Annotated in this window: 26 protein-coding genes and 1 tRNA gene; 14 read left to right on the top strand and 13 right to left on the bottom strand. The window is 69.5% G+C overall.

Going from position 1 to position 24451, the window contains the following annotated elements; genetic code table 11:
• Nucleotides 1–249: hypothetical protein (locus QAR72_RS04320; protein ID WP_304616134.1), on the bottom strand; the 249-nt coding region annotated here is incomplete at its 3' end.
• A gap of 186 nt (nucleotides 250–435) precedes the next feature.
• On the opposite strand from QAR72_RS04320, the gene QAR72_RS04315 reads away from it, so the two are divergent.
• Nucleotides 436–909 carry a sigma-70 family RNA polymerase sigma factor gene (locus tag QAR72_RS04315; protein ID WP_304616133.1) on the top strand — a complete coding sequence of 158 codons (474 nt, stop codon included), beginning with the start codon at nucleotides 436–438 and terminating at the stop codon, nucleotides 907–909.
• A gap of 6 nt (nucleotides 910–915) precedes the next feature.
• On the opposite strand, the gene QAR72_RS04310 is transcribed toward QAR72_RS04315, so the two are convergent.
• From QAR72_RS04310 to QAR72_RS04300, 3 genes are read right to left on the bottom strand one after another with little or no spacing between them, the layout of a single operon-like run.
• The gene (locus QAR72_RS04310) at nucleotides 916–3171 is read right to left on the bottom strand and encodes a hybrid sensor histidine kinase/response regulator (RefSeq protein WP_304616132.1); all 2256 of its coding nucleotides are present in this window, start codon (nucleotides 3169–3171) and stop codon (nucleotides 916–918) included.
• The gene (locus tag QAR72_RS04305; protein WP_304616131.1) at nucleotides 3168–4358 is read right to left on the bottom strand and encodes an FIST N-terminal domain-containing protein; all 1191 of its coding nucleotides are present in this window, start codon (nucleotides 4356–4358) and stop codon (nucleotides 3168–3170) included. The genes QAR72_RS04310 and QAR72_RS04305 overlap by 4 nt, the downstream gene beginning before the upstream one ends.
• Nucleotides 4339–5058 (bottom strand): LuxR C-terminal-related transcriptional regulator, encoded by a 720-nt coding sequence (locus tag QAR72_RS04300; RefSeq protein WP_304616130.1) that lies wholly within the window; start codon nucleotides 5056–5058, stop codon nucleotides 4339–4341. Before QAR72_RS04300 ends, QAR72_RS04305 begins: the two co-directional genes overlap by 20 nt.
• Nucleotides 5059–5227: 169 nt before the next feature.
• Here QAR72_RS04300 and QAR72_RS04295 point away from each other — a divergent pair, with 169 nt between their 5' ends.
• A complete protein-coding gene (locus QAR72_RS04295; RefSeq protein ID WP_304616129.1) occupies nucleotides 5228–5830 on the top strand; it encodes a COG3650 family protein in 603 nt (200 codons plus the stop codon).
• Here the strand turns inward: QAR72_RS04295 and QAR72_RS04290 are convergent.
• Nucleotides 5827–6258: an HIT family protein gene (locus tag QAR72_RS04290; protein WP_304616128.1), complete on the bottom strand. Its 432-nt coding sequence runs from the start codon at nucleotides 6256–6258 to the stop codon at nucleotides 5827–5829. The genes QAR72_RS04295 and QAR72_RS04290 overlap by 4 nt on opposite strands.
• 60 nt (nucleotides 6259–6318) lie before the next feature.
• The gene (gene dapB, locus QAR72_RS04285) at nucleotides 6319–7152 is read right to left on the bottom strand and encodes a 4-hydroxy-tetrahydrodipicolinate reductase (protein ID WP_304616127.1); all 834 of its coding nucleotides are present in this window, start codon (nucleotides 7150–7152) and stop codon (nucleotides 6319–6321) included.
• 76 nt (nucleotides 7153–7228) lie between these two features.
• Between dapB and rbfA the strand changes: the two genes are divergently transcribed.
• From rbfA to truB, 3 genes are all read left to right on the top strand, one after another.
• Entirely contained in the window at nucleotides 7229–7651 is a 423-nt protein-coding gene (rbfA, locus tag QAR72_RS04280; protein WP_304616126.1) for a 30S ribosome-binding factor RbfA, read from the top strand.
• Nucleotides 7641–8399 carry a phosphodiester glycosidase family protein gene (locus QAR72_RS04275; protein WP_304616125.1) on the top strand — a complete coding sequence of 253 codons (759 nt, stop codon included), beginning with the start codon at nucleotides 7641–7643 and terminating at the stop codon, nucleotides 8397–8399. Before rbfA ends, QAR72_RS04275 begins: the two co-directional genes overlap by 11 nt.
• A gap of 66 nt (nucleotides 8400–8465) precedes the next feature.
• Nucleotides 8466–9359 carry a tRNA pseudouridine(55) synthase TruB gene (gene truB / locus QAR72_RS04270; protein WP_304616124.1) on the top strand — a complete coding sequence of 298 codons (894 nt, stop codon included), beginning with the start codon at nucleotides 8466–8468 and terminating at the stop codon, nucleotides 9357–9359.
• Between the two features lie 75 nt (nucleotides 9360–9434).
• Here the strand turns inward: truB and QAR72_RS04265 are convergent, their stop codons facing one another.
• The 5 genes from QAR72_RS04265 to QAR72_RS04245 all read right to left on the bottom strand — a co-directional run bounded on the left by QAR72_RS04265 (nucleotide 9435) and on the right by QAR72_RS04245 (nucleotide 13437).
• Nucleotides 9435–10247: a C40 family peptidase gene (locus tag QAR72_RS04265; RefSeq protein WP_304616123.1), complete on the bottom strand. Its 813-nt coding sequence runs from the start codon at nucleotides 10245–10247 to the stop codon at nucleotides 9435–9437.
• On the bottom strand, nucleotides 10244–11611 hold the full coding sequence (locus QAR72_RS04260) for a leucyl aminopeptidase family protein (RefSeq protein ID WP_304616122.1): 1368 nt from the start codon (nucleotides 11609–11611) through the stop codon (nucleotides 10244–10246). Before QAR72_RS04260 ends, QAR72_RS04265 begins: the two co-directional genes overlap by 4 nt.
• A gap of 110 nt (nucleotides 11612–11721) precedes the next feature.
• The gene (locus QAR72_RS04255; RefSeq protein WP_304616121.1) at nucleotides 11722–12099 is read right to left on the bottom strand and encodes a DNA repair protein RecO C-terminal domain-containing protein; all 378 of its coding nucleotides are present in this window, start codon (nucleotides 12097–12099) and stop codon (nucleotides 11722–11724) included.
• A gap of 257 nt (nucleotides 12100–12356) precedes the next feature.
• Nucleotides 12357–12433: transfer RNA gene (locus tag QAR72_RS04250), tRNA-Pro, on the bottom strand.
• A 47-nt stretch (nucleotides 12434–12480) separates the two neighbouring features.
• Nucleotides 12481–13437, bottom strand: a complete 957-nt coding sequence (locus QAR72_RS04245; protein WP_304616120.1) for a DMT family transporter — start codon at nucleotides 13435–13437, stop codon at nucleotides 12481–12483.
• Between the two features lie 85 nt (nucleotides 13438–13522).
• On the opposite strand from QAR72_RS04245, the gene QAR72_RS04240 reads away from it, so the two are divergent.
• Nucleotides 13523–15043, top strand: coding sequence for a Na/Pi cotransporter family protein (locus QAR72_RS04240; protein WP_304616119.1), 1521 nt, complete (start codon nucleotides 13523–13525; stop codon nucleotides 15041–15043).
• 4 nt (nucleotides 15044–15047) lie between these two features.
• Here the strand turns inward: QAR72_RS04240 and leuB are convergent, their stop codons facing one another.
• Nucleotides 15048–16166, bottom strand: a complete 1119-nt coding sequence (leuB, locus tag QAR72_RS04235; protein WP_304616139.1) for a 3-isopropylmalate dehydrogenase — start codon at nucleotides 16164–16166, stop codon at nucleotides 15048–15050.
• Between the two features lie 181 nt (nucleotides 16167–16347).
• On the opposite strand from leuB, the gene QAR72_RS04230 reads away from it, so the two are divergent.
• The 5 genes from QAR72_RS04230 (at nucleotide 16348) to QAR72_RS04210 (ending at nucleotide 20945) form a co-directional block, all read left to right on the top strand.
• On the top strand, nucleotides 16348–16779 hold the full coding sequence (locus QAR72_RS04230; RefSeq protein WP_246587978.1) for a hypothetical protein: 432 nt from the start codon (nucleotides 16348–16350) through the stop codon (nucleotides 16777–16779).
• 88 nt (nucleotides 16780–16867) lie between these two features.
• The gene (locus QAR72_RS04225; RefSeq protein WP_304616118.1) at nucleotides 16868–18073 is read left to right on the top strand and encodes an MFS transporter; all 1206 of its coding nucleotides are present in this window, start codon (nucleotides 16868–16870) and stop codon (nucleotides 18071–18073) included.
• The gene (locus QAR72_RS04220) at nucleotides 18054–19097 is read left to right on the top strand and encodes a glycosyltransferase family 4 protein (protein WP_304616117.1); all 1044 of its coding nucleotides are present in this window, start codon (nucleotides 18054–18056) and stop codon (nucleotides 19095–19097) included. The genes QAR72_RS04225 and QAR72_RS04220 overlap by 20 nt, the downstream gene beginning before the upstream one ends.
• Entirely contained in the window at nucleotides 19094–19708 is a 615-nt protein-coding gene (locus QAR72_RS04215; protein WP_304616116.1) for a glycosyltransferase family 29 protein, read from the top strand. The genes QAR72_RS04220 and QAR72_RS04215 overlap by 4 nt, the downstream gene beginning before the upstream one ends.
• A gap of 214 nt (nucleotides 19709–19922) precedes the next feature.
• Complete coding sequence (locus QAR72_RS04210; RefSeq protein WP_304616115.1) at nucleotides 19923–20945, top strand: aspartate-semialdehyde dehydrogenase; 1023 nt, start codon at nucleotides 19923–19925, stop codon at nucleotides 20943–20945.
• An 81-nt stretch (nucleotides 20946–21026) separates the two neighbouring features.
• Here the strand turns inward: QAR72_RS04210 and QAR72_RS04205 are convergent, their stop codons facing one another.
• A complete protein-coding gene (locus QAR72_RS04205; RefSeq protein WP_304616114.1) occupies nucleotides 21027–22424 on the bottom strand; it encodes a phosphomannomutase in 1398 nt (465 codons plus the stop codon).
• A 142-nt stretch (nucleotides 22425–22566) separates the two neighbouring features.
• Here QAR72_RS04205 and QAR72_RS04200 point away from each other — a divergent pair, with 142 nt between their 5' ends.
• From QAR72_RS04200 to QAR72_RS04190, 3 genes are read left to right on the top strand one after another with little or no spacing between them, the layout of a single operon-like run.
• Nucleotides 22567–22968, top strand: coding sequence for a ketosteroid isomerase-related protein (locus tag QAR72_RS04200; protein WP_304616113.1), 402 nt, complete (start codon nucleotides 22567–22569; stop codon nucleotides 22966–22968).
• Entirely contained in the window at nucleotides 22965–23549 is a 585-nt protein-coding gene (locus QAR72_RS04195; RefSeq protein WP_304616112.1) for a GNAT family N-acetyltransferase, read from the top strand. Before QAR72_RS04200 ends, QAR72_RS04195 begins: the two co-directional genes overlap by 4 nt.
• Nucleotides 23549–24421 (top strand): carbon-nitrogen hydrolase family protein, encoded by an 873-nt coding sequence (locus QAR72_RS04190; RefSeq protein WP_304616138.1) that lies wholly within the window; start codon nucleotides 23549–23551, stop codon nucleotides 24419–24421. Before QAR72_RS04195 ends, QAR72_RS04190 begins: the two co-directional genes overlap by 1 nt.
• The last annotated feature ends 30 nt before the right edge of the window (nucleotides 24422–24451 follow it).

The raw sequence follows: 24451 nt of genomic DNA, 5'->3' as shown, positions 1-24451 counted from the left end.
TTCATAGCGCAGCGCGCCGCAGACATCGCGGAACAGGCGGCGCGGGTCGTGTTCGCACAGGGCAAGCCAGGGCATGTCGCCCGAGGTCACCTGAACCGCGCCGTCATCGCGCAATTCCAGATGCAGCGTGATCGTGGTGCGGCGGACGATCCGGGGCGGGCTGTTCCGCCCCGGCCCGACAAGCGGAACCGGATCGGCCTCGGCCAGAGGATCGCCGCCACCTTTGGCGGTCAGGGCGTGAAAGCTCATCGGGGTTCTCCGTAAATGTGCTGCGAAGAGATGGGGCTGGAACAAGTGTCCTGTCGGTTTGTTCCCGCTGCGGATCGTGCCGCCATCTGCGGCGGACCGCCGGTTGCCGGCGGTCACGGAACTGAACGGGCGAGTGCGGCATTTGGTCATACAACTTCGACCCGCAATCCGGCCCGAAAGCTCATCATGTCCGACGACGTCCTAGCCCATGTCCGCGCGCTGAAAGCCTATGCCAGATCGCTTTGCGGCAACGCTGCCGATGCCGAGGATCTGGTTCAGGAAACCCTGCTGCGCGCCATCGAGAACGCCCACAGCTACCGCCCCGGCACCCATATGCGGGCCTGGCTGTTCACCATCATGCGCAACCGCTTCTACACCGATTGCCGCAAGCGGGCGCGCGAAAGGACGGGGGCCGAGGATTGCGTCTCGGGCGGGCCGGTGGTGGCGGCGACGCAGGACTGGCACATGGCCTCGCAGGAAATGCAGCAGGCGCTGCGCGAGATGCCCGTCCATTACCGCGAGGCGCTGGTTCTGGTCGCGGTGATCGGCGAAAGCTACCAGCACGCCTCCGAGGTGCTGGGCTGCGATATCGGCACGATCAAGAGCCGCGTGAACCGCGCCCGCGCCATCCTGCGCCGCAGGCTGCACGAAGAGGCCTGAGCGGCGCTATTCGACCGGCCGCGCCTGACGCCCGGCGGCCATGACGATCCGCGCCAGCGTGGCGGGCAGGATCGGTTTCGTCAGCAGTTCGACCGACAGGGCGGCGGCCTCCTGCGCCAGCGCATCGGCCCGGTTCGCGGTCATCAGCCAGCGGCCCGCATTCGGCGGCAGCATCCCCGCCAGCGCCTTGAGGCATTCCAGCCCATCCATCCCCGCGCCCAGCTGATAATCGCACAGGCACAGATCCGGCTCGACCCCGGTTTCCTCGATCAGGGCGACGGCCTCCTCGCCCGAGGTGACGTCCAGCACGTCCACCCCCCATTGCTCCAGCAGCTGGGTCAGGGCCTGGGTCATGCCCTGGTCGTTTTCCACGATCAGCGCGGTCAGGCACAGGGCCTGCGTGGGCGCCGCCGCGACCGGACCGGCCAGCCCGTCGCTGGCCCCCTGCCGCGTCGTCGTCATCTCGACCGAGAAGGTCGAACCCCGGCCCGGCGCCGAACGCAGGCTCAGCCCGTGCCCCAGAAGCGAGGCCGCCCGGTCCACGATGGCCAGCCCCAGCCCCAGCCCTTCGGCTGCCGAGGCCTTGGCATCCAGCCGCCGGAATTCGGCGAAGATGACCTGATGGTCCTTTTCCGCGATGCCCCGCCCGCTGTCGCGCACCTGCACCAGCAGCCGGTCGCCGCGCATCCGCACCGCGACCATCACCCGGCCCCGATCCGTGTAGCGGATCGCGTTCGAGATCAGGTTCTGCAGGATGCGCCGCAGATAGGTCCGGTCCGACAGGACCGTGGCGCGCGCCGGGCGCAGCACCAGTTCCAGCCCCTTCTGTTCGGCCAAGGGCGCAAATTCGGCGCGCAGCTGTTCCAGCATGGGGGCCAGGGCGACAGGCTCGATCGTCAGCGCGGCCTGCCCGGCCTCGAGGCGCGAGATGTCCAGCAGCGCCTCGATCAGCCCGCTGACCGAATCCAGCGAGCGCTGGATCTTGTCCAGCTTGGCGCGCGGCCCCGCGCCCGCGATCTCTTCCATCAGCGACCCGACATAGAGCGTCGCCGCCGACAGGGGCTGCATCAGGTCATGGCCGACCGCCGCGACGAACCGCGCGCGCGACGCATTGGCGCGTTCGGCGCGGGCCAGCGCGTCCTCCAGCTCCAGCGTGCGTTCCTGCACGCGGGTCTCCAGCGTCTCGTTGGCGCGGCTGATCTCGTAGAGGGCGCGCTTGTGGTCGGTGATGTCGTCCAGCGACATGACGAAGCCGCCATCGGGGATCTCCTGCGCGAAGATGGCCAGCGTGCGGCCCGCGCCCAGCGTCACCTCGGTCCGGTAGCTTTCCTTGCGCCGGACCGACCGCGCCCAGGACAGGAGCGAATGCGCCCCCTGCCCGGCGGGAAAGACGAATTGCCGCCGGATCTGCTGCCACAGATCGTCGAAATGCATCCCCCGCCGCAGGCGCGGCAGCGGCAGAGCCAGCATCTGCGACAGGTTGCTGTTCCAGCCCAGAAGCCGAAGCCCGCCATCGAACAGGCAGACCCCAAGCGGCAGATGTTCCAGCGTCGCCTGCAGGATCGCGGCCTGGTCGTCCAGCATCCGCCCGCGTTCGGCGCGTTCGGCGCGCACCAGTTCCGTCACCTCGGTCTGGATGATCGCGGTGCCGCCATCGCCCGTCCGCTGCTCCGAAACCTGCACCAGCCGCCCGTCGGCCATGCCCTGGGTCAGGATGAAGTGGCGTTCGGCATGGCGGCGGCGGCGCATCTCGATCCAGCCGTCGCGGGTCAGGCCCTCGGGCAGGACCAGATGGCGCGAACTGGCCGCCAGCGCCAGATATTCCTCGAAGGACAGGCCGGGCCGCAGCCGGTCGCGGATGTCCGGCAGCAGCGCGTTGAAGCGCGAATTGCACATCACCATCACGTCCGAGGCATCGAACAGCGCGAACCCCTCGTGCACGGTCTCGATGGCCGAGGCCAGGTTGCGCCGCGCGGCCTCCTTCTCGGCCAGGGCCGCGGAAAGCTGCGCGTTCGAGGCGTTCAGCAGGTCCAGCGCATGTTCCAGCTGTTCGGTGCGGGCGCGGACCTCCTCCTCCAGCACGGCGGCGCGCTGGAACTGGGCATAGCCCGCGCCGTGATCGTCGGGCAGGTCCTCGATCTGGCGGATCAGCGATTGCACGATCCTGACCAGCTTTTCATGCCGCCGCGCCGGGTCGTCGCCGGGCCGCAGCATCGCCTCGATATCGGCGGGCAGGTCGGGCAGGACGGGCACGCTCGTCATGCCCAGCCCGCCCCGTCGGGATAGAAGGCCACTCCCGTCAGCGTCTGGTTCAGATGCATCCCGTTGATCTGCTCGCCATAGGTGGAAAAGCCCGCAACCCGGTGACGGGCCAGCAGCGCCGAGACCTCGGCCACGCGCTGCCGCGTCTCGACCTCGATGCGGCGGAACACGCAGTCGAAGCCCAGGATCAGGCTGGGCCTCGCGTCGCGCGACAGCCCCTCCAGCGCGCGTTCCAGATGGGCGGCGATGTCGGTCTCGGCCGACAGGGTCAGCACCATCCCCTCGGCCACGGCGCCGAAGAACAGCAGCGACTGCCCCGGCCCGACATCGCGGATCGCGCGCACGAAATGGCGCCCGCCTACGCGCACCAGAACCGGGCGGGTGGCGAAAAGCTCGGGCCCCAGATTGTCGAGCGGGCAATCCAGCAGCCGCGCATATTCGGCGGCGGCGGGCTCGTCGTTGATCCGCAGGATGATGCGCCGGGCCGGGTCGGCCTGCGTCACCACCATCTGCCGGCGCGAGGGCATGGTCGAATCGAAGGAAAAGGTCCGCATCACCATCCGGCTGCGGATCAGGCAGACGATGGCCGCGTGATCATGCACCCGCTCGCCGCGAAAGACCTGCGTGCGGCTGAAATTGTGCCCGTCCCCGGCCGATCCGCCGACGATGGGCATCGGCCCCAGCCCGCCCGACAGCGAGGCGATCAGGAACTCCTCCTCGCCCGAGACGCCGTCGACCAGAAGCAGCGCCAGCTCGTGCCGCAATCGGTCGGCATGGCGGCTGAGGTCCAGCCGCGCCTGCTGAAGCCGGGCGACCATCCGGCGCGAATCGATGGCCGACAGGGGGTCGATCACCACCGTCTCGACCGCGAAGGACGATGCCGGAAAGGCGATGGCGACCAGATGCCCCTCGGCATAGCCGTCCTCGCCGATCTCGCCCGCCGTGGTGCAGCCCAGGATCTCGGTCCGGGGATAGCGCGCGGTCAGGCCGGCCAGCACCTGCGGCAGCACGGCGCCCTCGCCCGCGAACAGCACGATCAGCGCATGCGGGCCCGGACCCAGCCGCTCGGCCAGGGCGCCCGCCGGATCGGCCAGTGCCGCCGCGACCGAGGCCCGGCGCGGCGCCTCCTCCTGCGCCGCGTCCTGCCCGCCGTGCTGCGCCATCAGATCATGCCGTGCCTCCACCATCGGCAATCCGTCCCCTCAGATTCGCGTCCCGCGCCATCAGAACCGCCTGCGTCCGCGACGACACGCCCATCTTCCGCATGATCGCGGTCACATGGGCCTTCACGGTCGTCTCGGCGATCGACAATTCATGCGCGATCTGCTTGTTCATCTGCCCCTCGCAGATCAGATCAAGGATCCTGGCCTGCTGCCTTGTCAACTGGGACAGGCGCCGCATGATCGATTCGGGATTGGGACGGCCGCCCGCATCCTCGTCCATGGCGGCTTCGGGGGGCAGGTCGGGGGCGAAGATCTCGCCCGCGGCCAGCGCCTCGAAGGCGGCGCGGAACACGTCGCGGCGCGAATGCTTGGGCACGAAACCCGCAGCGCCCCCGGCCAGGGCCGAACGGATCACCTGCGTCTCGTTGACCGATGTGACCAGCAGGACCGGCACGCCCGGCGCCGTGCGGCGCAGCGTCAGCAGGCCCTCAAGCCCGTCCACATCGGGCAGGTTCAGGTCCAGCAGGATCACGTCGAAGGGATGGCCCGACCCCAGCAGCCCGCAGGCCTGTCCCAGGCTTTCGGCATGGGTCACATGCGCGATCCCCGAGACCGAGCGAAGCGTCATCGCCAGCGCATCGCCGAACAGAGGATGGTCCTCGACGATCAGGGCCGTCCGGAAACCTTCGGCGGCATTCTGGGGTTCGTGCCTGCTGTCTGCCATGTCTAGCCCCCGTTGGCGACGCTGCTTGAAGCCAGTCTAGACCTTTCCGCAGGAAAGGCCGACTTGTCAAAAGGTCGAATGCCGCGCGCGCAAAAGCGTGAAGCCCGCCCGGCTTCTGCCGGCGGTTCTGCCGGGCTAGACTGGTGCGGATCATCAGGGACAACGATCCATGCGCCTGCTGCCCTCTGCCTGCCTCGCCGCGCTTCTGGCGCTGAATGTCGCGCCCGCCCATGCGACGCAGGAATACATCCTGCCGACCCTGTTCGACGTGGCCCGCGTGGCCTCGGACGACGTGCTGAACATCCGCCAGCGCCCCGATGCGCGATCCCCGGTGATCGGCACGCTGGCCCCCGACGCCACCGGGATCGAGATCACCGAACAAAGCGGCAATTGGGGCCGCGTGAATGCCGGAGAGGTCTCGGGCTGGGTCTCGATGCGCTATCTTGATTACCGCACCGATGTCTGGGAATGGGGCCAGCTGCCGCAGGGCTTTTCCTGCTACGGGACCGAGCCCTTCTGGTCGCTTCACGCCGAGGGCGGCGACCTGGTCCATGCCACGCCCGAGGGCGAGACGCGCCACCGGATCGGCGCGATCCTCGACAGCGGCGTCTTCCGCGACCCGGCGCGCGCGATCGTGGCCGGGCCGATCACGCTGACGGCCACGCCGCAGGCCTGCTCGGACGGGATGTCCGACCGGGTGATGGGCCTGCGCGCCATGGCGGTGATGAACGGGACCGAGCTTCTGACCGGCTGCTGCCGCATCGCCCGCTAGGGGCGCATCGCCCGCGCCAGATCGGCCGCGACGGCGGCCATGCGGTCATCGGCCGCCCTTGGCGGGACCGAGAACGCCTCGGGTCCGTCCGCCAGATAGGCGGCCGAGGTCACGTCATGGACATGATGCATCGGCACGACATGGGCATGCGCGTGGGGCACATGGATGCCGGTGAAGAACATCGACACGCGATCAACCGGGTAAAGCGCCTTCATCGCGCGGGCGATGCTCTGGGCGCAATGGGTCACGCGGGCGGCCAGATCGGCGGGCATGTCCTCGAACCAGACGTGATGGGCGCGCGGGATGACCAGCGCATGGCCCTCGCGGATCGGATGCAGGTCCAGGAAGGCCATGACGTGATCGTCCCGGTGCAGGACATGGGCGGGCAGCGACCCTTGGGCGATCTTGCAGAACAGGCAATCCTTCATGGCATCCTCCGGCTGGCACGGCGCAAGGCTGCGCCGGGCCGGGGGCCGCTGGCAAGAGGGCTAGAGCCCCAGCACGTCATGCATGTCGTATTCGCCGGGGCCCTTGTCCTGCCCCCACAGCGCCGCGCGCAGCGCGCCGCGCGCAAAGATCGCGCGGTCGGTCGCCAGATGGCGCAGCACGATCCGCTCGCCCTCGGCGGCGAAGATCACGTCATGCTCGCCCACCACGTCGCCGCCGCGAATGGCGGCAAAGCCGATGCTGCCGGGCGCCCGGGCGCCGGTGATCCCCTCGCGCGCAGGGGTGCGCAGATCGTCAAGGCTGGCGCCGCGCCCCTCGGCGGCGGCCTCGCCCAGCATCAGCGCCGTCCCCGAGGGCGCATCGACCTTGTGGCGGTGATGGGCCTCGACCACCTCGATATCCCAATCCGTGCCCAGGGCGGCGGCGACCTTGCGGGTCAGCCCGACCAGCAGGTTGACGCCCAGGCTCATGTTCCCCGCCCGGATGATCGGCGCATGGCGCGCGGCGGCCCGCAGCGCATCCAGATGCGCGGGCTCGAACCCGGTCGTGCCGATCACATGCACGGCGCGCGCCTGCGCGGTCAGTTCGGCAAAGGCCACGGTCGCGGCAGGGGCGGTGAAGTCGATCACCGCCTGCGCCTGCGCGATGGCCGCGACCGCATCATGGCTGACCACGACGCCCGCCGGCGCGCCGCCCATCGCCTGGCCCACATCGCGACCGATCCAGTCATGGCCGGTCCGCTCCAGCGCGCCGACCAGCCGCAGGTCCGGGCTGTCCAGCAAGAGCCGGATCAGCATCTGCCCCATCCGGCCCGATGCGCCGGTGACGACCACGCCCGGACGCTGGGGCTGGGTGCTGTTCTGGAAATCGCTCATCGGGCTTCTCCGCTTTGGCTGTCCTGCGGCTCATATCCCGTTGCGGGCCGCGCCGCGACCCCCTACATCGGACGGCATGGCACAGAACCGCTTTTCCCATGGACAAGGCCCGTCGCAGCGACAGCTGCGCGTGGGCGAACTGATCCGGCGCACCCTGTCCGACGTGCTGTTGCGCGGGGATGTGCATGATCCCGACCTCAACCGGCATTCGATCACCGTGGGCGAGGTCCGCACCTCGCCCGACCTGAAGATCGCGACCGCCTTCGTGCTGCCCCTGGGCGGGGCGGGGGCCGAGGACGCGCTGGCCGCCCTGCGCCGCAACGCGCCCGAACTGCGCCATCTGGTCGCCAAGGCGATGTCGCTGAAATACGCGCCGCAGCTGCGCTTCCAGCTGGACGAGACCTTCGACCGGCTGGACGACACGCGCCGCATGTTCGCCGACGAGCGCGTGCGCCGCGACGTCGAAAGCGACAACCCCGAGGATGACGATGAGCGCTGACCTGCCGCGCCGTCTGGGCGTGGCCTTCGGGATGCTGCTGGCGCTGGCCCTGCCCGCCGCCGCCGCGATCTGCGAACGGGTCGAACATGACGGACAGGGCTATGTCCTCTGCGAGGTGCCCGCCGCGCAGGAAGGCGCGCTGCGGCTCTGGCAGGACGGGCCGGACGGCGCGCCGCTGCGCAACTTCGCCAATGTGCGCCGCGTGCTGGCGCCGGGCGAATCGCTGGGCTTCGCGATGAATGCCGGGATGTTCCATTCCGATTACCGGGCGGTGGGCCTTCTGGTGATCGACGGGGTCGAGCTGTCGCCCCTCGTCACCGCCGGCAGCGAGGGCAATTTCGGCATGCTGCCCAACGGCGTCTTCTGTTCGGGCGGCGCGCAGCCCTTCGCGGTGGTCGAAAGCCGCCAATTCGCGCAGGCCCGCCCCGATTGCCGGCTGGCCACCCAGTCCGGCCCCATGCTGGTGATCGAGGGCGAATTGCACCCCCGCTTTCTGGTCGATTCGACCAGCCGCTACATCCGCAACGGGGTCGGCGTCTCGGCCGACGGGCAGACGGCCTGGTTCGCCATCTCGAACCGTCCGGTCACCTTCCACGAATTCGGCCGCTTCTTCCGCGACGGGCTGGGCACGCCGAATGCGCTCTATTTCGACGGATCGGTGTCGCGGCTTTATGCGCCCTCGGTCCGGCGCGCGGATTTCGGCCGCTCGATGGGGCCGATCATCGGGCTGGTGGGGCAGGACGGCTGACCTCGCCCTGTTGACCACCGGGCCCGGGCCCGCTATGCCGCCGCCTTGCTTTCGGAAAGGTGGGTCATGGGCCGCAAGAAGGGTCGCGACATCAATGGCTGGCTGATCGTGGACAAGCCCGCGGGCGTGACCTCGACCGCCGTGGTCGCCAAGGTGCGCTGGGCGCTGGACGCGAAAAAGGCGGGCCATGCCGGCACGCTGGACCCCGACGCGACCGGGGTTCTGGCCGTGGCCCTGGGCGAGGCGACCAAGACCGTTCCCATCGTGACCGACGCGCTGAAATGCTATGATTTCACCGTGACTTGGGGCGCCGAGACGACCACCGACGACGCCTCGGGCCAGGTGGTGCGCCGCTCGGACCTGCGCCCCGACCGCGCCGCGATCGAGGCGGCGCTGCCCGCCCTGACCGGCGAGATCATGCAGGTCCCCCCCGCCTTTTCCGCCGTCAAGGTCGAGGGCGAGCGCGCCTATGACCTGGCCCGCGAAGGGGTCGAGATGGAACTGGCCGCCCGCCCCCTCTGGGTCGAGAGCCTTGCCTTGCTGGAGACCGGACCGGATTCGGCCCGGCTTGAGATGGTCTGCGGCAAGGGCGGTTATGTCCGGTCCATCGCCCGCGATCTGGGCCGCGCGCTGGGCTGTCTGGGTCATGTCGCGCATCTGCGCCGCACCTGGTCCGGCCCCTTCGACGCGGCCGAGGGCGTGGATTTCGCCCGCGTGGACCGCGAGGCGCAGGATTGGCTTCAGACGCAGCTGAAGCCGCTGGAGACCGGGCTGACCGACCTGCCGATGCTGCGCGCCACGCCCGAGGGCGCGGTCCGCATCAGGAACGGCAATCCCGGTCAGGTGACGGGCGGGGCCGAATGGGGCGAGCTGGTCTGGGTCTCGGACCCCGCCGGGCCGGTCTGCATCGGGCGCTATCAGGGCGGCATGGTCCAGCCCGAGCGGGTGTTCAACCTTTAGGCCGGGCAGGGGGGCGCTGCCCCCCGTCGCGTTCCGCGACTCCCCCCGGGATATTTGGACCAAGGCAAAGGGGCGTCAGGGGCGGTGCGCGCCGAGGAAAGGGCCCTGGCCCGCGGCCTCGATCCGGCTCATGGCGCTTGCGATGGGCTCATGGATGACCGCCATGGCCCAGGCGGTGGCGTGGATCATCATGTCTGCCGAGATGGCCATCGCCACATGGCCCGGCCAGAACAGCAGGTCGCCGCGCTCGATCCTGTCGGTGGGCGGGAACGCCGCCCGTTGCAGGTCGCTGTCGCCGGGGCAGGGCCGGTCGCAGGCCGTCAGCGCCATCTGCACGAGGCCCGAGCAATCGATCCCCCATCGGCTGTTGCCGCCCCAGAGATAGGGCGTGCCGAGCAGACTTTCCGCGACCGGGACCGGGTCGGGGGCCGGGTCCGTGCCGACATGCTGGGAGGGGACGTAGCCGCCCGTGGCCAAAGCGGCGAAGCCGTCGCGGGTGTCGGTGACGGCGAGGCGGCTGCCGATCGACAGGCTGGTCCGCTCGCGCGTCTTCATGTCGGGTTCGGGATAGACATGCGTCGCGGGGGCCGTGACGCGGTGGGTCAGAGGGGGCAGGTCGGCGGTCAGCGCGGCCCTGTCGATCCAGCCGCAATAGCCGTCAGCGCGGGCCTGCACGAAGGCATGTTCGCCGCGCGTCTCGATCAGGGTCACGTCGGCGCCCCAGAGCAGCTGGCGGTCGCGCGGCCCGTCGGGGCGGGCCAGGAGGTCCGTGACCGGGCGAGCGATGCGGGCCGGGCTGCCATCGGTCCATTCCGGGCGGTCCAGCACGCCGCGCAGGGTGGTCAGCGCCACCCGGTCGGTGGCGGGCGTCAGGCGGCGGTCGCTCATGCGATGATCCTGGGCAGCGCCGCCAGGATCGCGCGCGCGCCCTGGCCCACGCCGCCCTTGGGGCGGCCCGGCGCGGCGGCGGGTTGCCAGCCATAGATGTCGAAATGCGCGTAGCGGCCCGCGCCTTCGGCGAAGCGGCGCAGGAACAGGGCCGCCGTGATCGAGCCTGCCATCCCGCCGGAGGGCGCGTTGTCCAGATCCGCGATGGCCGGTTCGATCTGCGATTCATAGGGCGCCCAGAAGGGCATCCGCCAGACCGGGTCGCCGACCTGCATCCCGGCCTGTTGCAGCACCTCGGCCGTCGCGTCGTCATCGCAGTAGAAGGGCGGCAGATCGGGGCCGAGCGCCACCCGCGCCGCCCCCGTCAGCGTGGCCAGCGTGATCATCAGGTCGGGGTTTTCCTCGGCCCCGTAGGCCATCGCATCGGCCAGGACCAGCCGCCCCTCGGCATCGGTGTTGTTCACCTCGACGCTTGGCCCTTTGCGGCTGGCCAGCACGTCGCCCGGGCGGAAGGCATTGCCTGCCACGCTGTTTTCCACCGCCGGGATCAGCACGCGGATGCGCATCCGGTCCGCAGCGCCCGTCGCGGCCAGCATCTTCAGCAGGCCAAGCGCCGTCGCAGCACCGCCCATGTCCTTTTTCATCAGCCCCATCGAGGCGCCGGGCTTGAGGTTCAGCCCGCCCGTGTCGAAGCACACGCCCTTGCCCACGATGGTCAGCAGCGGCCCGTCGTCGCCCAGCCGCATGTCGATCAGGCGCGGCTCGATCGCTGCGGCGCGGCCGACCGCATGGATCAGCGGAAAGTTCTGCTTGGTCAGGGCCGCGCCGCAGATCACCTCGACCCTTGCGCCGATGCTGTTGCCAAGCGCGCGGGCGGCGGCCTCCAGCTTGTCGGGGCCCATGTCGCTGGCGGGGGTGTTGATCAGGTCGCGCGTCAGGAATTCGGCCGAGGCGATGGCGACCAGCCTGTCGGCATCGACGCCCTCGGGGCAGACGAGGCGCGGGCCGGGCGTGGGGCTGCCCTTGTAGCGGGTGAAGCGGTATTGGCCCAGAAGCCAGCCCAAGGCCGATTCCTCGGGGTCGAGGTCCTCGGGCAGGGCGGCCAGATGCCAATCCCCGGCGGGCAGGGCATGGGCGCGGGCCAGCGCGAAACGCTCGCGCGCGGCCTGCGCCGGATCGCCCAGACCCAGAAGCGCGCCGGCCAGTCCGCCATCCGCGCCGGGCAGCAGGCAGATCTCGCCCGGGCGGGCGGAAAAGCCGCAGGCGCGGGGCCAGTCGCCGGCCTCTGCCGGCAGGTCCTGCCCTTTCCACAAGGGCCAGAGGGGAAGCGTATCGGACGAGGCCGGGGCGAATTCAGGGGTCATCATCGGTTCCGTTCGCGGTTCGGCGCAAGGTTACAGCCTGTGCCCCGACCCGCAACCCCCCGACCCGCACCCCCCGTCCCGGCCGATGCCGATGCGCCGGCAGGGCGCGCTCAGGCTAGAGCGGTGCGGTCCCAGATGGCCGTCAGCGAGCGGTTGCCGACCCGCATCAGCCGCGCCTGCACCGCCGCCAGCGCGACGCGGTCGCCGCGATCGGCGCAGCTGCCCAGATCCATGGCCACGCCCGCCAGCGACAGAAGGCCGATCTGCCAGGCCAGCCGCGCGACGCGTTCGGCATCCGCCGCCGCCTGCGCCAGATCCCCCTGGGACAAAGCCTGATCCACCGCCGTCAGCTTGGCCGCCAGCTGTTCAAGCGCCAGCTCGATCACGTTGCGGGCCGAGGTCTCGCCCAGCTCGTTGACGATGCCCGCCACGCGCCGCGTGTCTACCCGAACCTGTTCCCACATGGCCAGCGTCGTCACCTGCGCCATCCCCAATCTCCAACGTCCTGATCTTGCATGCTTCCCGAACCTGCCCGGAAGCGATGAAGAAAGCCTTGCCCGGCATCGCCGAAACGCGTCGAATTTGCTGCAATTAGCGGGCCAGGTCTGATGGGTTACGACAGGATCGTGCAGGGGGTTTCACCCCACGCGCGGGCGGGGGCGGGAACGGACGATTGCGCGCCGGATCGGTGCGCTGGCATCAGGGGGATGGCGGGATGAGGGCGACCGTCGGGAGGCGGTCATCATGGTCGGAGCGAGAGGATTCGAACCTCCGACCCCCTGCTCCCGAAGCAGGTGCGCTACCAGGCTGCGCTACGCTCCGACCGTGACTTGGGCAGGTAGCGAAAGCCCGGGGGGATTGCAAGCCCCTCAGCCGCGCGGACCCCACAATCTTTGCAGGATCGTGGTCTTGGGGGCGGTCACGGTCTCGCTGCGCATGCGGGTCTCGATCACGGGGCTGTTGGCGGAATTGCCGCCGCGCCGCTCGCGCCAGACGATGTAGACGCCCGAGGCGACGATCACCGCGATGCCCAGGATGGTCGGCAGGTCGACCGATTCCCCGAACAGGAACCAGCCATAGGCCGTGGCCCACAGGATCTGGGAATATTGCATCGGCGCGACCATGGCGGCCTCGCCCGCGCGATAGGCGAGGATCAGCAGAAAGCCCGCCGCCAGCCCCATCGCGGCGATCGCGCCGCTCAGCGCCAGCGCGCCCGCGGTCATCGGCTGATAGGCAAAGCCCAGGGACGCGCCGGTCACCGCGAAATTGGCCAGCATCGGCCACATCATCAGCACCATCGGCCGCTCGGTCCCGCCCAGCCTGCGGATGATCACCGCCGCCGTGGCCCCGGTCAGCGCCGCCATGAGCGCCGCCAGATGGCCCGTGGACAGAGCCTGCGTGCCCGGCCGCAGCACGATCAGCACGCCGATCAGCCCCAGGGCGACCGCGAACCAGCGGTGCCGGCCTACGCGTTCGCCCAGAAGCGGGATCGACAGGACCGTGATCAGCAGCGGCATCGAGAAGAGGATCGCATAGACCTGCGCCAGAGGCAGGGTCGAGAAGGCGTAGAACCCCGTCATGCCGCCCAGCACGGCGCAGACCGTCCGCAGCGCCACCCAGCCCGGATTGGCCGCGCGCAGCGTGCCGGGATTGGGGTCGCGCAACAGGACCAGAGTCACCAGCGGAAAGGACAGCAGCGACGAGAAGAACAGGATCTGCAGCGGAGGATAGGTGCCGCCCAGCGCCTTGATGGCGACATCATGGGTCGCATAGATTCCCATCGCCAAAAGCGCCAGCGCGGCGCCGCGCAAATTGTTTGCGGCCATGGTCCCTCCGATGTCGCTGTTTGCGCCAACACAAGGCATCCGGGCGGCGATTGTCAATCCCGCAGAGGCCGGGCAATCTTGGTCCATGGATCACGCCCTTCTGGGATTTCTGGGCGGCGTCGGGCTGTTCCTCTTCGGGATGGAGACGATGACCGCCGCCTTGCGCGAACTGGGCCGCGACCGGCTGCGGCGCTGGCTGGCGCGGCTGACCACGACACCCCTGCGCGGGATGCTGACGGGCCTTGCGGCGACGGCGGCGGTGCAATCCTCGACGGCGGTCACGGTGATGACGATCGGCTTCGTCGGGGCGGGCGTCTTGGGCTTCGCGCAATCGCTGGGCATCCTCTTCGGCGCCAATATCGGCACGACGGTCACGGGCTGGATCGTGGTCCTGCTGGGCTTCAAGCTGGATCTGGCGCAGGCCATGCTGCCGGTCCTCTTCGCGGCCAGCCTGCTGATGCTGCTGTCGCGCGGGCGGGCGGCGCGGCTGGGGCAGATGCTGGCCGGGACGGCCCTGCTGTTTCTGGGGCTGGACATGATGCAGCAGGCGATGGCGGGGCTGGATGCGGCGCGCTGGCTGCGCCACCTGCCCGATGACGGCCTGCCGGGCTGGCTGGCGCTGGCGGGGATCGGGGTGGTGCTGGTCACGCTGACGCAAAGCTCCAGCGCGGGGGTGGCGATGGTGCTGGTGCTGGTCGGCTCGGGCGGGGTCACGGTCACGCAGGGCGCGGCCCTGGTGATCGGGCTGAATGTCGGCACGACCTTCACCGCGCTGCTGACCGCCATCGGAGGCTCGCGCGAGGTGCGGATGACCGGCCTTGCCAACCTGATGTTCAATCTGGTGACGGCGGCGATGGCGCTGCCGCTTCTGGGTCTGGTCGCGCCGCTGCTGAGAGCGGCCGACGCGCCGACCGCCCTGGTCCTGTTCCACAGCGCCTTCAACATTGCGGGCGCGCTGGTGTTCCTGCCGCTAACCCGGCCCTTTGCGGCGCTGGTGGGCTGGCTGGTCCCCGACCGCGATCCGGGCCTCGCGCAGGCGCTGGACCGCCGCCTGCTGTCCGACCCCGCCGCCGCGCTGGACGCGGCCGAATCCGTCGCGCGCAAGGCCGCCGCCCTTCAGGCCCGCGCGCTGGTTCAGGCCTTGTCGCCGCGCCCGGACCTGCGGCCGCTGGCGGCCAGCGCCGGACAGGTGCGCCAGACGCTCGATGCGCTGGGGCCCTGGCTTGCCCAGATCCGCGTCGCGCCCGATCAGGCGGGGCTGCAGGCGCGCTATGCGCAGCTTCTGCACCGTATGGACCATCTGGGGCGGTTGCAGGACCGGCTGGCCGACCATGCCAGCCTGCACGCAATCGGCGCGCATCCCGCCCTGCGCCGCCCGGCGCGCGCCCTTGCGGCGGCGGCTCTGGCCGAATCGGAGATCGCCCGCATGGCGCGGCTGGCCGCGCGGGCGCAGGGCCGGGCGCGCGATCACCGCGCCCGCATCCTGGCCGGACCGCCCGACGATCCGGCGCAGGCCTTGCGCGCCAGCGATGCGGCGCGCTGGCTGGACCGCGTCGCGGCCCATCTCGAGGCGCTGGCCCGGCACCGCCCGCCAGCGCCCGGCTGAAGGGTCAGGCCGACAGGGCCGCCACGATCCGGTCGCCCATCTCGGCGGTGCTGACCGGCTGGCCGCCTTCCGGGCCCATCAGATCGGCGGTGCGGACACCATCGGCCAGAACCGTCTGGACGGCGGCCTCCAGCTGATCGGCGGCCTCGCCCTCGGCAAAGGAATAGCGCAGCGCCATCGCAAAGCTGAGGATGCAGGCGATGGGATTCGCCTTGCCCTGACCCGCAATGTCGGGGGCCGAGCCGTGGACGGGCTCGTACAGCGCCTTGGGCCGGCCATTGGCCATCGGCGCGCCAAGGCTGGCCGAGGGCAGCATCCCCAGCGATCCGGTCAGCATCGCCGCCGCATCCGACAGAAGGTCGCCGAACAGGTTGTCGGTCAGGATCACGTCGAACTGGCCGGGCTTGCGGACAAGCTGCATCAGGCCGTTATCGGCATACATGTGCGACAGCTCGATCTGGCTGTATTCGTTGTCATGGACCCACTGGGTTTCCTCGCGCCACAGGATGCCCGATTCCATGACGTTGGCCTTTTCCATCGAACAGACCTTGCCGCGCCGCTTGGCGGCCAGCTCGAAGGCGGCGCGGGCGACGCGGCGGATCTCGCCGCTGGTATAGCGCTGGGTGTTGATGCCGACGCGGCCGCCCTCGTTGCCCGGCGTGGGGTCGGCCTCGATGCCGCGCGGATTGCCGAAATAGACGCCCGAGGTCAGTTCGCGCACGATCAGGATGTCCAGCCCCGCGACCACCTCGCGCTTGAGGCTGCTGAAATCGGCCAGCGCGTCGAAGCACTGGGCCGGGCGCAGGTTGGCGAACAGGTCCATCTCCTTGCGCAGGCGCAGCAGGCCGCGCTCGGGCTTCACCGCGAAATCCAGATCGTCGTATTTCGGGCCGCCGACCGCGCCCAGAAGGACCGCATCCACCGACTGCGCCAGCGCCATCGTCTCGTCGGTCAGGGGCGTGCCATGCGCGTCATAGGACGAGCCGCCGACCAGCCCGTGCTGGATGTCGAACGGCATGGCGCGGTTCGTCTTGAACCAGTCGATGACCTTGACGACCTCGGCCATGACTTCGGGGCCGATCCCGTCGCCGGGCAGGATGAGAAGCGAGTAACGGTCGGACATGAACCCTCCAAAGGGCGCCGGATTGGCGCGGGTCTTCTGCCGCCAGGCGCGGCGCAGGGTCGGGTTAGACAAGGGTTGCGCGTGGGTCAAGTTCGCGGGCATCCTCACGCCGAGTTGCCTTGCACCCGGCCGCCGGCAAGGCGACCTTGCGCCGCGCACCGACCGCAAGAGGGGGAATGCGATGAAGACCTGGGATGCGATCATGCTGGGAACCGTGCTGGCCGGCGGTCTGCTGCTGGCCGGTCAGGCCCTGTCTCAGGGCGCCGACGGCGTGCCGGGCGACCGGCTTGTCGTGCCGCTGCCCGACGTCTCGGACCTGTCGGACGAGGCCGCCCGCGACCTGATCCGCGAACTGGCCGAGGCGAACGTGATCAGCGAGAACTGCCCCGACTACGCCGTCAGCGACGGCGAATGGCAGCTGCTGAACGGCACCTCGGACCGGCTGATCGCGCGGCTGGGGCTGGACCCGCTGGATTACGACCGCGAATATTTCCGCCCCGCCTACAGCGTGATGGACGACCCGCAGGCCTGCGCCACGCGCGGCCCGGCCCTGACGCCGCTGATCGAGCGGCTGGAATCGATGGGCGGCGCCACCACGCCCGCGCAGGGCTGATCCGCCCCGCCCACCGGGCGGCGGAAATTGCACATCTTGCAGCTTTCCGCTCCTTGGCGCAGCTTGCGGCCGGGGAACGGAGGACCACATGCCACTCGTCACGGCCGGAATCGTCAGCCTTGTGCTGGCCTACATGCTCAGCCAGTTCTACCGCGCTTTTCTGGCGGTGATGTCGCCGGTGCTGCAGGACCAGCTGGGCGCCACGCCCGGCGATCTGGCCCTGTCCTCGGGCCTGTGGTTCATCGCTTTCGCCCTGATGCAGATCCCCGTCGGGCAGGCGCTGGACCGCTACGGCCCGCGCCGCACCTGCGCGCTGATGCTGGCCCTGGGCGGCGGCGGAGGCGCGCTGGTCTTCGCCCTGGCCACCGCGCCCTGGCACCTGCATGTCGCGCTGACGCTTCTGGGGATCGGCTGCGCGCCGGTGCTGATGGCCTCCTACTACATCCTGGCGCGCGAATACCCGGCCTCGGCCTTCGGGACGCTGGCGGGGGCGGTGGTGGGCTTCGGCTCGCTGGGCAACATCCTCGGCGCCGCGCCGCTGGTCTGGGTGATCGAGGCGATCGACTGGCGCCCGACGCTGTGGCTGCTGGTCGCGATCACGCTGGGCGTGGCGCTGATGATCGCGCGGACGGTGCGCGACCCGGCCCGGCTGGGCGACGACCAGCCCAAGGGCTCGCTGCGTGAAATCCTCGCCCTGCGCGCGCTGTGGTTCATCCTGCCGCTTCTGGCGGTGAACTACGCGGCGGCGGGGGCGATTCGCGGCCTCTGGGCGGCGCCGTGGCTGGATCAGGTCTTCGCCGCCGATCCGCGCACGATCGGCAATGCGACGCTGGCCATGGGTCTGGCGATGGTGCTGGGCAATTTCCTCGTCGGTCCCGCCGCGCGGATCATCGGCAGCCTGCGCCGCACGATCCTGCTGTTCACCGCCGCCACCATCGCGGTGATGGCGGCGATGTGGCTGGTGCCGCAGCCCAGCCTCGGCCTTGCCGTGACGCTTCTGGCGCTGGTGGGTGTCTCGGGGGCGGCCTATCCGCTGCTGATGGCGCATGGCCGGTCCTTCCTGCCGCCGCATCTGGTGGGGCGGGGCGTGACCTTCCTCAACATGTTCTCGATCGGAGGCGTGGGGGCGATGCAATTCGCCTCGCGTCCGGTCTATTACGCGGCCGAGGCGGCCTATCCCCCCGCGCAGGCTTTCTCTATGCTGTGGCTGTTCTTCCTGATCCCGCTGGTGGTCGGGTTCCTGTTCTACTTCCGCACCCCCGAGGCCCGCCCGGATGCCCGACCCGACGCCTGATCCGCTGATCGTCGCCCCGAACCTCAAGCGCCGCCTGTCGGGCGTCACCGCGACCGTGGTGCGGCTGATCCCGGTGCAGGCGCGCATGATCGCCATCGCCGCGACCGGGCCGGGCCTGCCACCCGAGCTGCCGCATATCCCGCTGACCCGCGCCGCGACGATCCCGCGCGACCGCTGGCGGGTCTGGCATGCGCGGCGCAACACGGAAATGGCGCTTGGCCTGATCCTGCGTCATGTGCTGCGGCGCAGATACCGGCTGCTCTTCACATCCGCCGCGCAGCGCAGGCATACCGGCTTTACCCGCTGGCTGATCCGGCAACAGGACGCGCTGGTGGCGACCTCGCCGCAGGCGGCCAGCTATCTGGAACGCCCGGCGCAGGTGATCCTGCACGGCGTCGATACGCAGGTCTTCCAGCCCGCCCCCGACCGCGCCGCCCTGCGCCGCGAACTGGGCCTTGACCCCGACGCGCTGCTGATCGGCTGCTTCGGCCGCATCCGCGCGCAGAAGGGGATCGACCTTCTGGTGCAGGCGGGGCTGGACCTGCTGCCCGACCGCCCCCGCGCGCAGATCCTGATGACGGGCCGCATCACGCAGGATCAACAGGGCTTTGCCGACGAGCTGAAGGCGCGGATCGCCCAGGCCGGGCTGCAGGACCGCATCCGCTTTCTGGGCGAACTGCCTTGGGATCAGGTCGTGCGCCATTATCAGGCGCTGGACCTGTTCGCCGCCCCCGCGCGGTGGGAGGGCTTCGGCCTCACCCCGCTCGAGGCGATGGCCTGCGGCGTGCCGACCGTCGCCGCCCGCGTCGGCGCCTACGAGACGCTGATCCGCGACGGCCAGACCGGCAGCCTGATTGCGCCGGGCGACGCCCCCGCCCTGACGGCGGCTCTGGCGCGCTGGCTGGATGACGACGCGGCCCGCGCGCAGGCCGGTGCGGATGCCCGCGCCCATGTCACCGCCAACCACGCCATCGAGGGCGAGGCGCAGGCGCTGGTGGACCTCTACCGCCGGATGCTGGCGTGACGCGGCTGGGCTTTCTGCTCGCGCGCACCCTGCGGGCCGAGGCGCCTCTGGCCGCGCTCTCGGCCCCGCAACCCGACCTGTTGTCGGCGCTGGCGGACCGCCATGTCGCGCTGATCGGCAATGCCCGCGCGCTGGCAAAAACCGCGCATGGCCCAGCTATCGACGCTGCCGATCTGGTGATCCGCATCAACCGCGCGCCGATGCCGAGCGCTGCCAGCCACGGCACCCGCACCGACTGGCTGGCGCTGGCCACGCGCCTCGGCGATGCCGACCGCGCAAGGCTCGACCCTGCGCGCATCCTGTGGATGTCGCCCAAGCGCAAGCGGCTGGACTGGCGCAGCGCCACCTCGCCCGGCTTCTACCTGCATCCCCTCCACGACCACCGCGCGCTGGCTGCCCGCCTCGGCGCTCCCCCCACGACGGGCGCGCTGACGATCGACCTCTGCCTGCGCGCGCCCCTGGCCTCGCTGACGCTCTACGGGTTCGACTTCTTCGCCAGCCTCTCGCTGTCGGGCCGCCGCAGCGCCGCGCAGGTGCCGCATGATTTCGGGGCCGAGGGCGAATGGGTCCGCGCCCTCGCCGCATCCGATCCTAGGCTGCGCCTGATCTGAGCCCCGCGCGCAACGTTCGCAAGCGGTGCACATCCGGTGCATGCCCCGTGCATCCCCGGTGGCCGGGCGGTGAGGCCGATTTTCCCGGCCTTTCAAGGCCCGTCCGCCGGTGGCCGCGCAAGAGTGTTGCGCCGGATGCCACGCAACGCGCACTGGCGTTGCGCGTCCTTTTGCGTTAAACGCCCCCGACCGCAGGAAAAGGAGTCCCCCCGAAATGGGTTACAAAGTCGTCGTCGCTGGCGCCACGGGCAATGTGGGCCGCGAAATGCTGAACATCCTGGCCGAGCGCCAGTTCCCGGTGGATGAAATCGCCGTGCTGGCCTCGCGCCGCAGCCAGGGAACCGAGGTCAGCTTCGGCGACAAGACTTTGAAGATTCAGGATATCGAGCAGTTCGATTTCGCCGGCTGGGACATGGCGCTGTTCGCCATCGGCTCGGACGCGACCAAGCTGCACGCGCCCCGCGCGGCGGCGGCGGGCTGCGTCGTGATCGACAATTCCTCGCTCTATCGCTACGACCCGCAGATCCCGCTGATCGTCCCCGAGGTGAACCCGGACGCGATCCACGACTACAAGAACAAGATGATCATCGCGAACCCCAACTGCTCGACCGCGCAGATGGTGGTGGCGCTGAAGCCGCTGCATGACCGCGCCCGCATCAAGCGCGTGGTTGTCTCGACCTATCAATCGGTTAGCGGCGCGGGCAAGGACGGCATGGACGAGCTTTGGGACCAGACCAAGGGCATGTATGTGCCGGGTCAGGAGGTCGCGCCGAAGAAGTTCCAGAAGCAGATCGCCTTCAACGTCATTCCCCAGATCGACGTCTTCATGGAAGACGGCACGACCAAGGAGGAATGGAAGATGGTGGTCGAGACCAAGAAGATCCTCGACCCCGCGATCAAGGTCACGGCGACCTGCGTGCGCGTCCCGGTCTTTGTCGGCCATTCCGAATCGATCAACATCGAATTCGAGGATTTCCTGGATGAGGACGAGGCCCGCGACATCCTGCGCGAGGCCCCCGGCATCCTGGTGATCGACAAGCGCGAGCCCGGCGGCTACGTCACGCCCATCGAATGCGTGGGCGATTACGCGACCTTCATCAGCCGCATCCGTCAGGACGGCACGGTCGAGAACGGCCTGAACCTGTGGTGCGTCAGCGATAACCTGCGCAAGGGCGCGGCCCTGAACGCGGTGCAGATCGCGGAATTGCTGGGCAACAAGGTCCTGAAAAAAGGCTGATGCCTCAGACCTTTGAGAAAAAGAACCGCCCGCGCCCAGAAAGGCGCGGGCGGTTTTCGTTTCCGCCTATGGCGACCGCTGTCAGGCGGCCTCGCCCTTCAGCAGGGCGGCCAGCTCGGCCTGTTTCTCGGCCACGAGGTCCGCATCGCCATCGGCCTCGACATTCAGGCGCACGACGGGCTCGGTGTTCGATTTCCGCAGGTTGAAGCGCCAGGTCCCGAAATCCAGCGACACGCCGTCCAGATCGTCGCGGCTGTCCGCGCGCGATTCATAGGCGCCGATCACACGCCCAATCGCCGCGTCGGGATCGTCGATGTGATAGTTCGTCTCGCCCGAGGACGGGTAGAGCCGCATCCGCTCCGACAGCAATTCGGCCAGCGTCTTGCCCTTGCGCGACAGCAGCTCGATCATCAGCAGCCACGGGATCATGCCGCTGTCGCAATAGTAGAAATCGCGGAAATAGTGATGCGCCGACATCTCGCCGCCATAGATCGCGCCGACATCGCGCATCTTGCGCTTGATGAAGGCGTGGCCGGTCTTGCTGACCACCGCCTCGCCGCCCGCCTCGCCGATCATGGCACGGGTGTTCATGATCACGCGCGGGTCATGGACGATCTTCTCGCCCGGCGACTTCTCCAGGAACGCGGCGCCCAGCAGGCCCACGATGTATTCGCCCGGAATGAAGCGGCCATCCTCGTCGAAGAAGAAGCAGCGGTCGAAATCGCCGTCCCAGGCCACGCCCAGATCGGCATTCTGCGCCTTGACCTCGGCCACGGTTGGGGGCTGGTTCTCGGGCAGCAGCGGGTTCGGGATGCCGTTGGGGAAGCTGCTGTCCACATTGTGGTGCATCCGCACGAAGGTCAGCGGCGCGCCGCGACGCTGCAATTCAGCGGCGATGGCGTCAAAGGTCGGCCCGGCGGTGCCATTCCCGGCATTCACCACGATCTTCATCGGTTTCAGCGCCGCGACGTCCACGAAATCGGCCATCCGCGACGCATATTCGGCGCGGGCATGGCTGAAATCGGTCACGCTGCCCTTGCTGGCCGGGGCAAAATCGCCCGAGGTCGCCAGTTCGACGATCGGCGGCAGTTCGGTCGCCGGGTCCAGCGGCGCCGAGCCGCGACCCACGATCTTCATGCCGTTGTAATTGATCGGGTTGTGCGAGGCCGTCACCTCGATCCCGCCATCGGTGTCGTGAAAGCCGGTGTGGAAATAGACCTCTTCGGTGCCGGCCAGACCCAGATCCAGCACATCCGCGCCGCCATCGGTCAGACCCTCGATCAGCGCCTTGGCCAGTTCGGGCGAGCTTTCGCGGCTGTCGCGGCCCACCACCGCGCGCTTGGCGGCGCGGGCCTGCGCAAAGGCGCGCCCGATGCGATAGGCCACGTCGGGGTCGAGGTTCTTGCCCAGCTCTCCGCGCACGTCATACGCCTTGAAGCAGGTGATCTCGCGCCTGCCCATCTGATCCTGTCCGTTCATCGAAGAACCCCCTCGCTGGTCAATCAACCCTAGCGCTAACAGCTTCACTCGGGATTGCAAGGCGTCTGGCCGCTCACCCTTTCGGCGGAAGTGACCTCTGCGCGAAAGGCCGCTAGGGTCCGCCCCAAAGAAGGAGTTTCCGATGGACGCCAAGTCACTGATCACCGCCTATTACGACGCCTTCAACGCGGGCCAGACCGACCGGATGCTGGACATGCTGCATGACGAGGTCGAGCATCACGTCAACGAGGGCCAGATCCGCAAGGGGCGCGACCTGTTCGCGGCCTTCAACGCGCACATGACGCGCTGCTACCGCGAGACGCTGACCGACATCGTGGTCTTCGCCAACGAGGCAGGCGACCGTGCGGCGGCGGAATTCGTGGTGAACGGCACCTATCTGGAAACCGACGAGGGGTTGCCCCCCGCCAATGGCCAGACCTATCGTCTGCCTGCGGGCGCGTTCTTCACCATCCGCGACGGCCGCATCGCGCGCGTGACGACCTATTACAACCTGGCCGACTGGGTCCGGCAGGTCGGCGGATGAGCGTCACGACCCGCGTCCTGACCGGCACGGCCCTGGCCAAGGCGCTGGACGACGTGGCCCGGCTGCGGATCGCGGTCTTCCGCGATTTTCCGTATCTCTATGACGGGTCGCTGGACTACGAGCGCGATTACCTGCGCGCCTATCTGTCGCCCGGCGCGGTGGTGGTCGCCGCGCTGGATGACGGGCGCATCGTGGGGGCGGCAACGGGTGCACCGATGGCCGATCATGCCGCCGATTTCGCCGCCGCCTTCGCCGACCGCCCCGAGCCGCTGGACCAGATCTTCTACTGCGCGGAATCGGTGCTCCTGCCCGATTATCGCGGACACGGGCTGGGCCACGCCTTCTTTGACGCGCGCGAGGCCCACGCCCGCAAGCTGGGTGCGCGCTGGTCGGCATTCTGCAGCGTGATCCGGCCCGCCGATCACCCCGCCCGCCCTGCCGATTACCGCCCGCTGGACGGGTTCTGGACGCGGCGCGGCTATCAGCTGCTGCCGGGCGTCGTCGCGCAGTTTTCCTGGCGCGATCTGGACCAGCCCTCGGACACGACGAAAGACCTGCAATTCTGGATGCGCCCGCTATGATCCGCATTGCCGCTGCCGCCTATCCTGTCGAATTCATGCCCGATTTCGACGCCTATGCCCGCAAGCTGTCGGCCTGGGTGCCCGACGCCGATGCCGACCTGCTGGTCTTCCCCGAATATGCCGCGATGGAGCTTGCCTCGCTTGGCGGGGCTGCCGTCGCCGCCGATCTTCAGGCCAGCCTGCATGAGGTCGCCCGCCACTGGCCGGCGGTCGAGGCGCTGCACCTGCAACTGGCCGCGCAGCATGGCTGTCACATTCTGGGCGGCTCGGGGCCGGTCTTCGACGGGTCCGGGCGGCCGTTCAACCGCGCCGTGCTCTATGGGCCAGAGGGCCGGATCGGCCATCAGGACAAGCAGATCATGACCCGGTTCGAGCGCGAGGAATGGCATGTCGCGGGCGCGCCGGGCCTGCGCGTCTTCGACACCGCGCTTGGCCGCATCGGTATCCTGATCTGCTATGACAGCGAGTTTCCGCTGCTGGGCCGCGCCCTGGCCGAGGCGGGGGCCGAGATCCTGCTGGTGCCCAGCTGCACCGACACGGTCGCGGGCTTCAACCGCGTGCGGATCGGCGCGATGGCCCGCGCGCTAGAAAGCCAGTGCGTCGTCGTTCAGGCGCCGACCGTGGGCGCGTGCGACTGGATGCCCGCTTTGGACGAGAACCGGGGCCGGGCCGCGATCTACGGCCCGCCTGACGGGTTCTGGCCCGAGACCGGCATCATCGCCGAGGGCGCGATGGACCAGCCCGGCTGGGTCCGCGCCGTCATCGACCCCGCGCGCATCCGCCGCAGCCGGACCGAGGGCGCCGTCCTGCCCTTTGCCCATTGGCCCGAGCAGGAACCCTGCCGCGTCCTGCGCCAGATGCCGGAGAATTAACCCTAAATTCGCAAAAAGCGCTTTAACTGT

It is taken from the genome of Paracoccus sp. (in: a-proteobacteria) (assembly GCF_030604785.1).
Classification (GTDB): Bacteria; Pseudomonadota; Alphaproteobacteria; order Rhodobacterales; family Rhodobacteraceae; genus Paracoccus.
The sequence above is the reverse complement of the archived record's forward strand: the minus strand, read 5'-3'. Positions and strand labels throughout refer to the sequence as shown.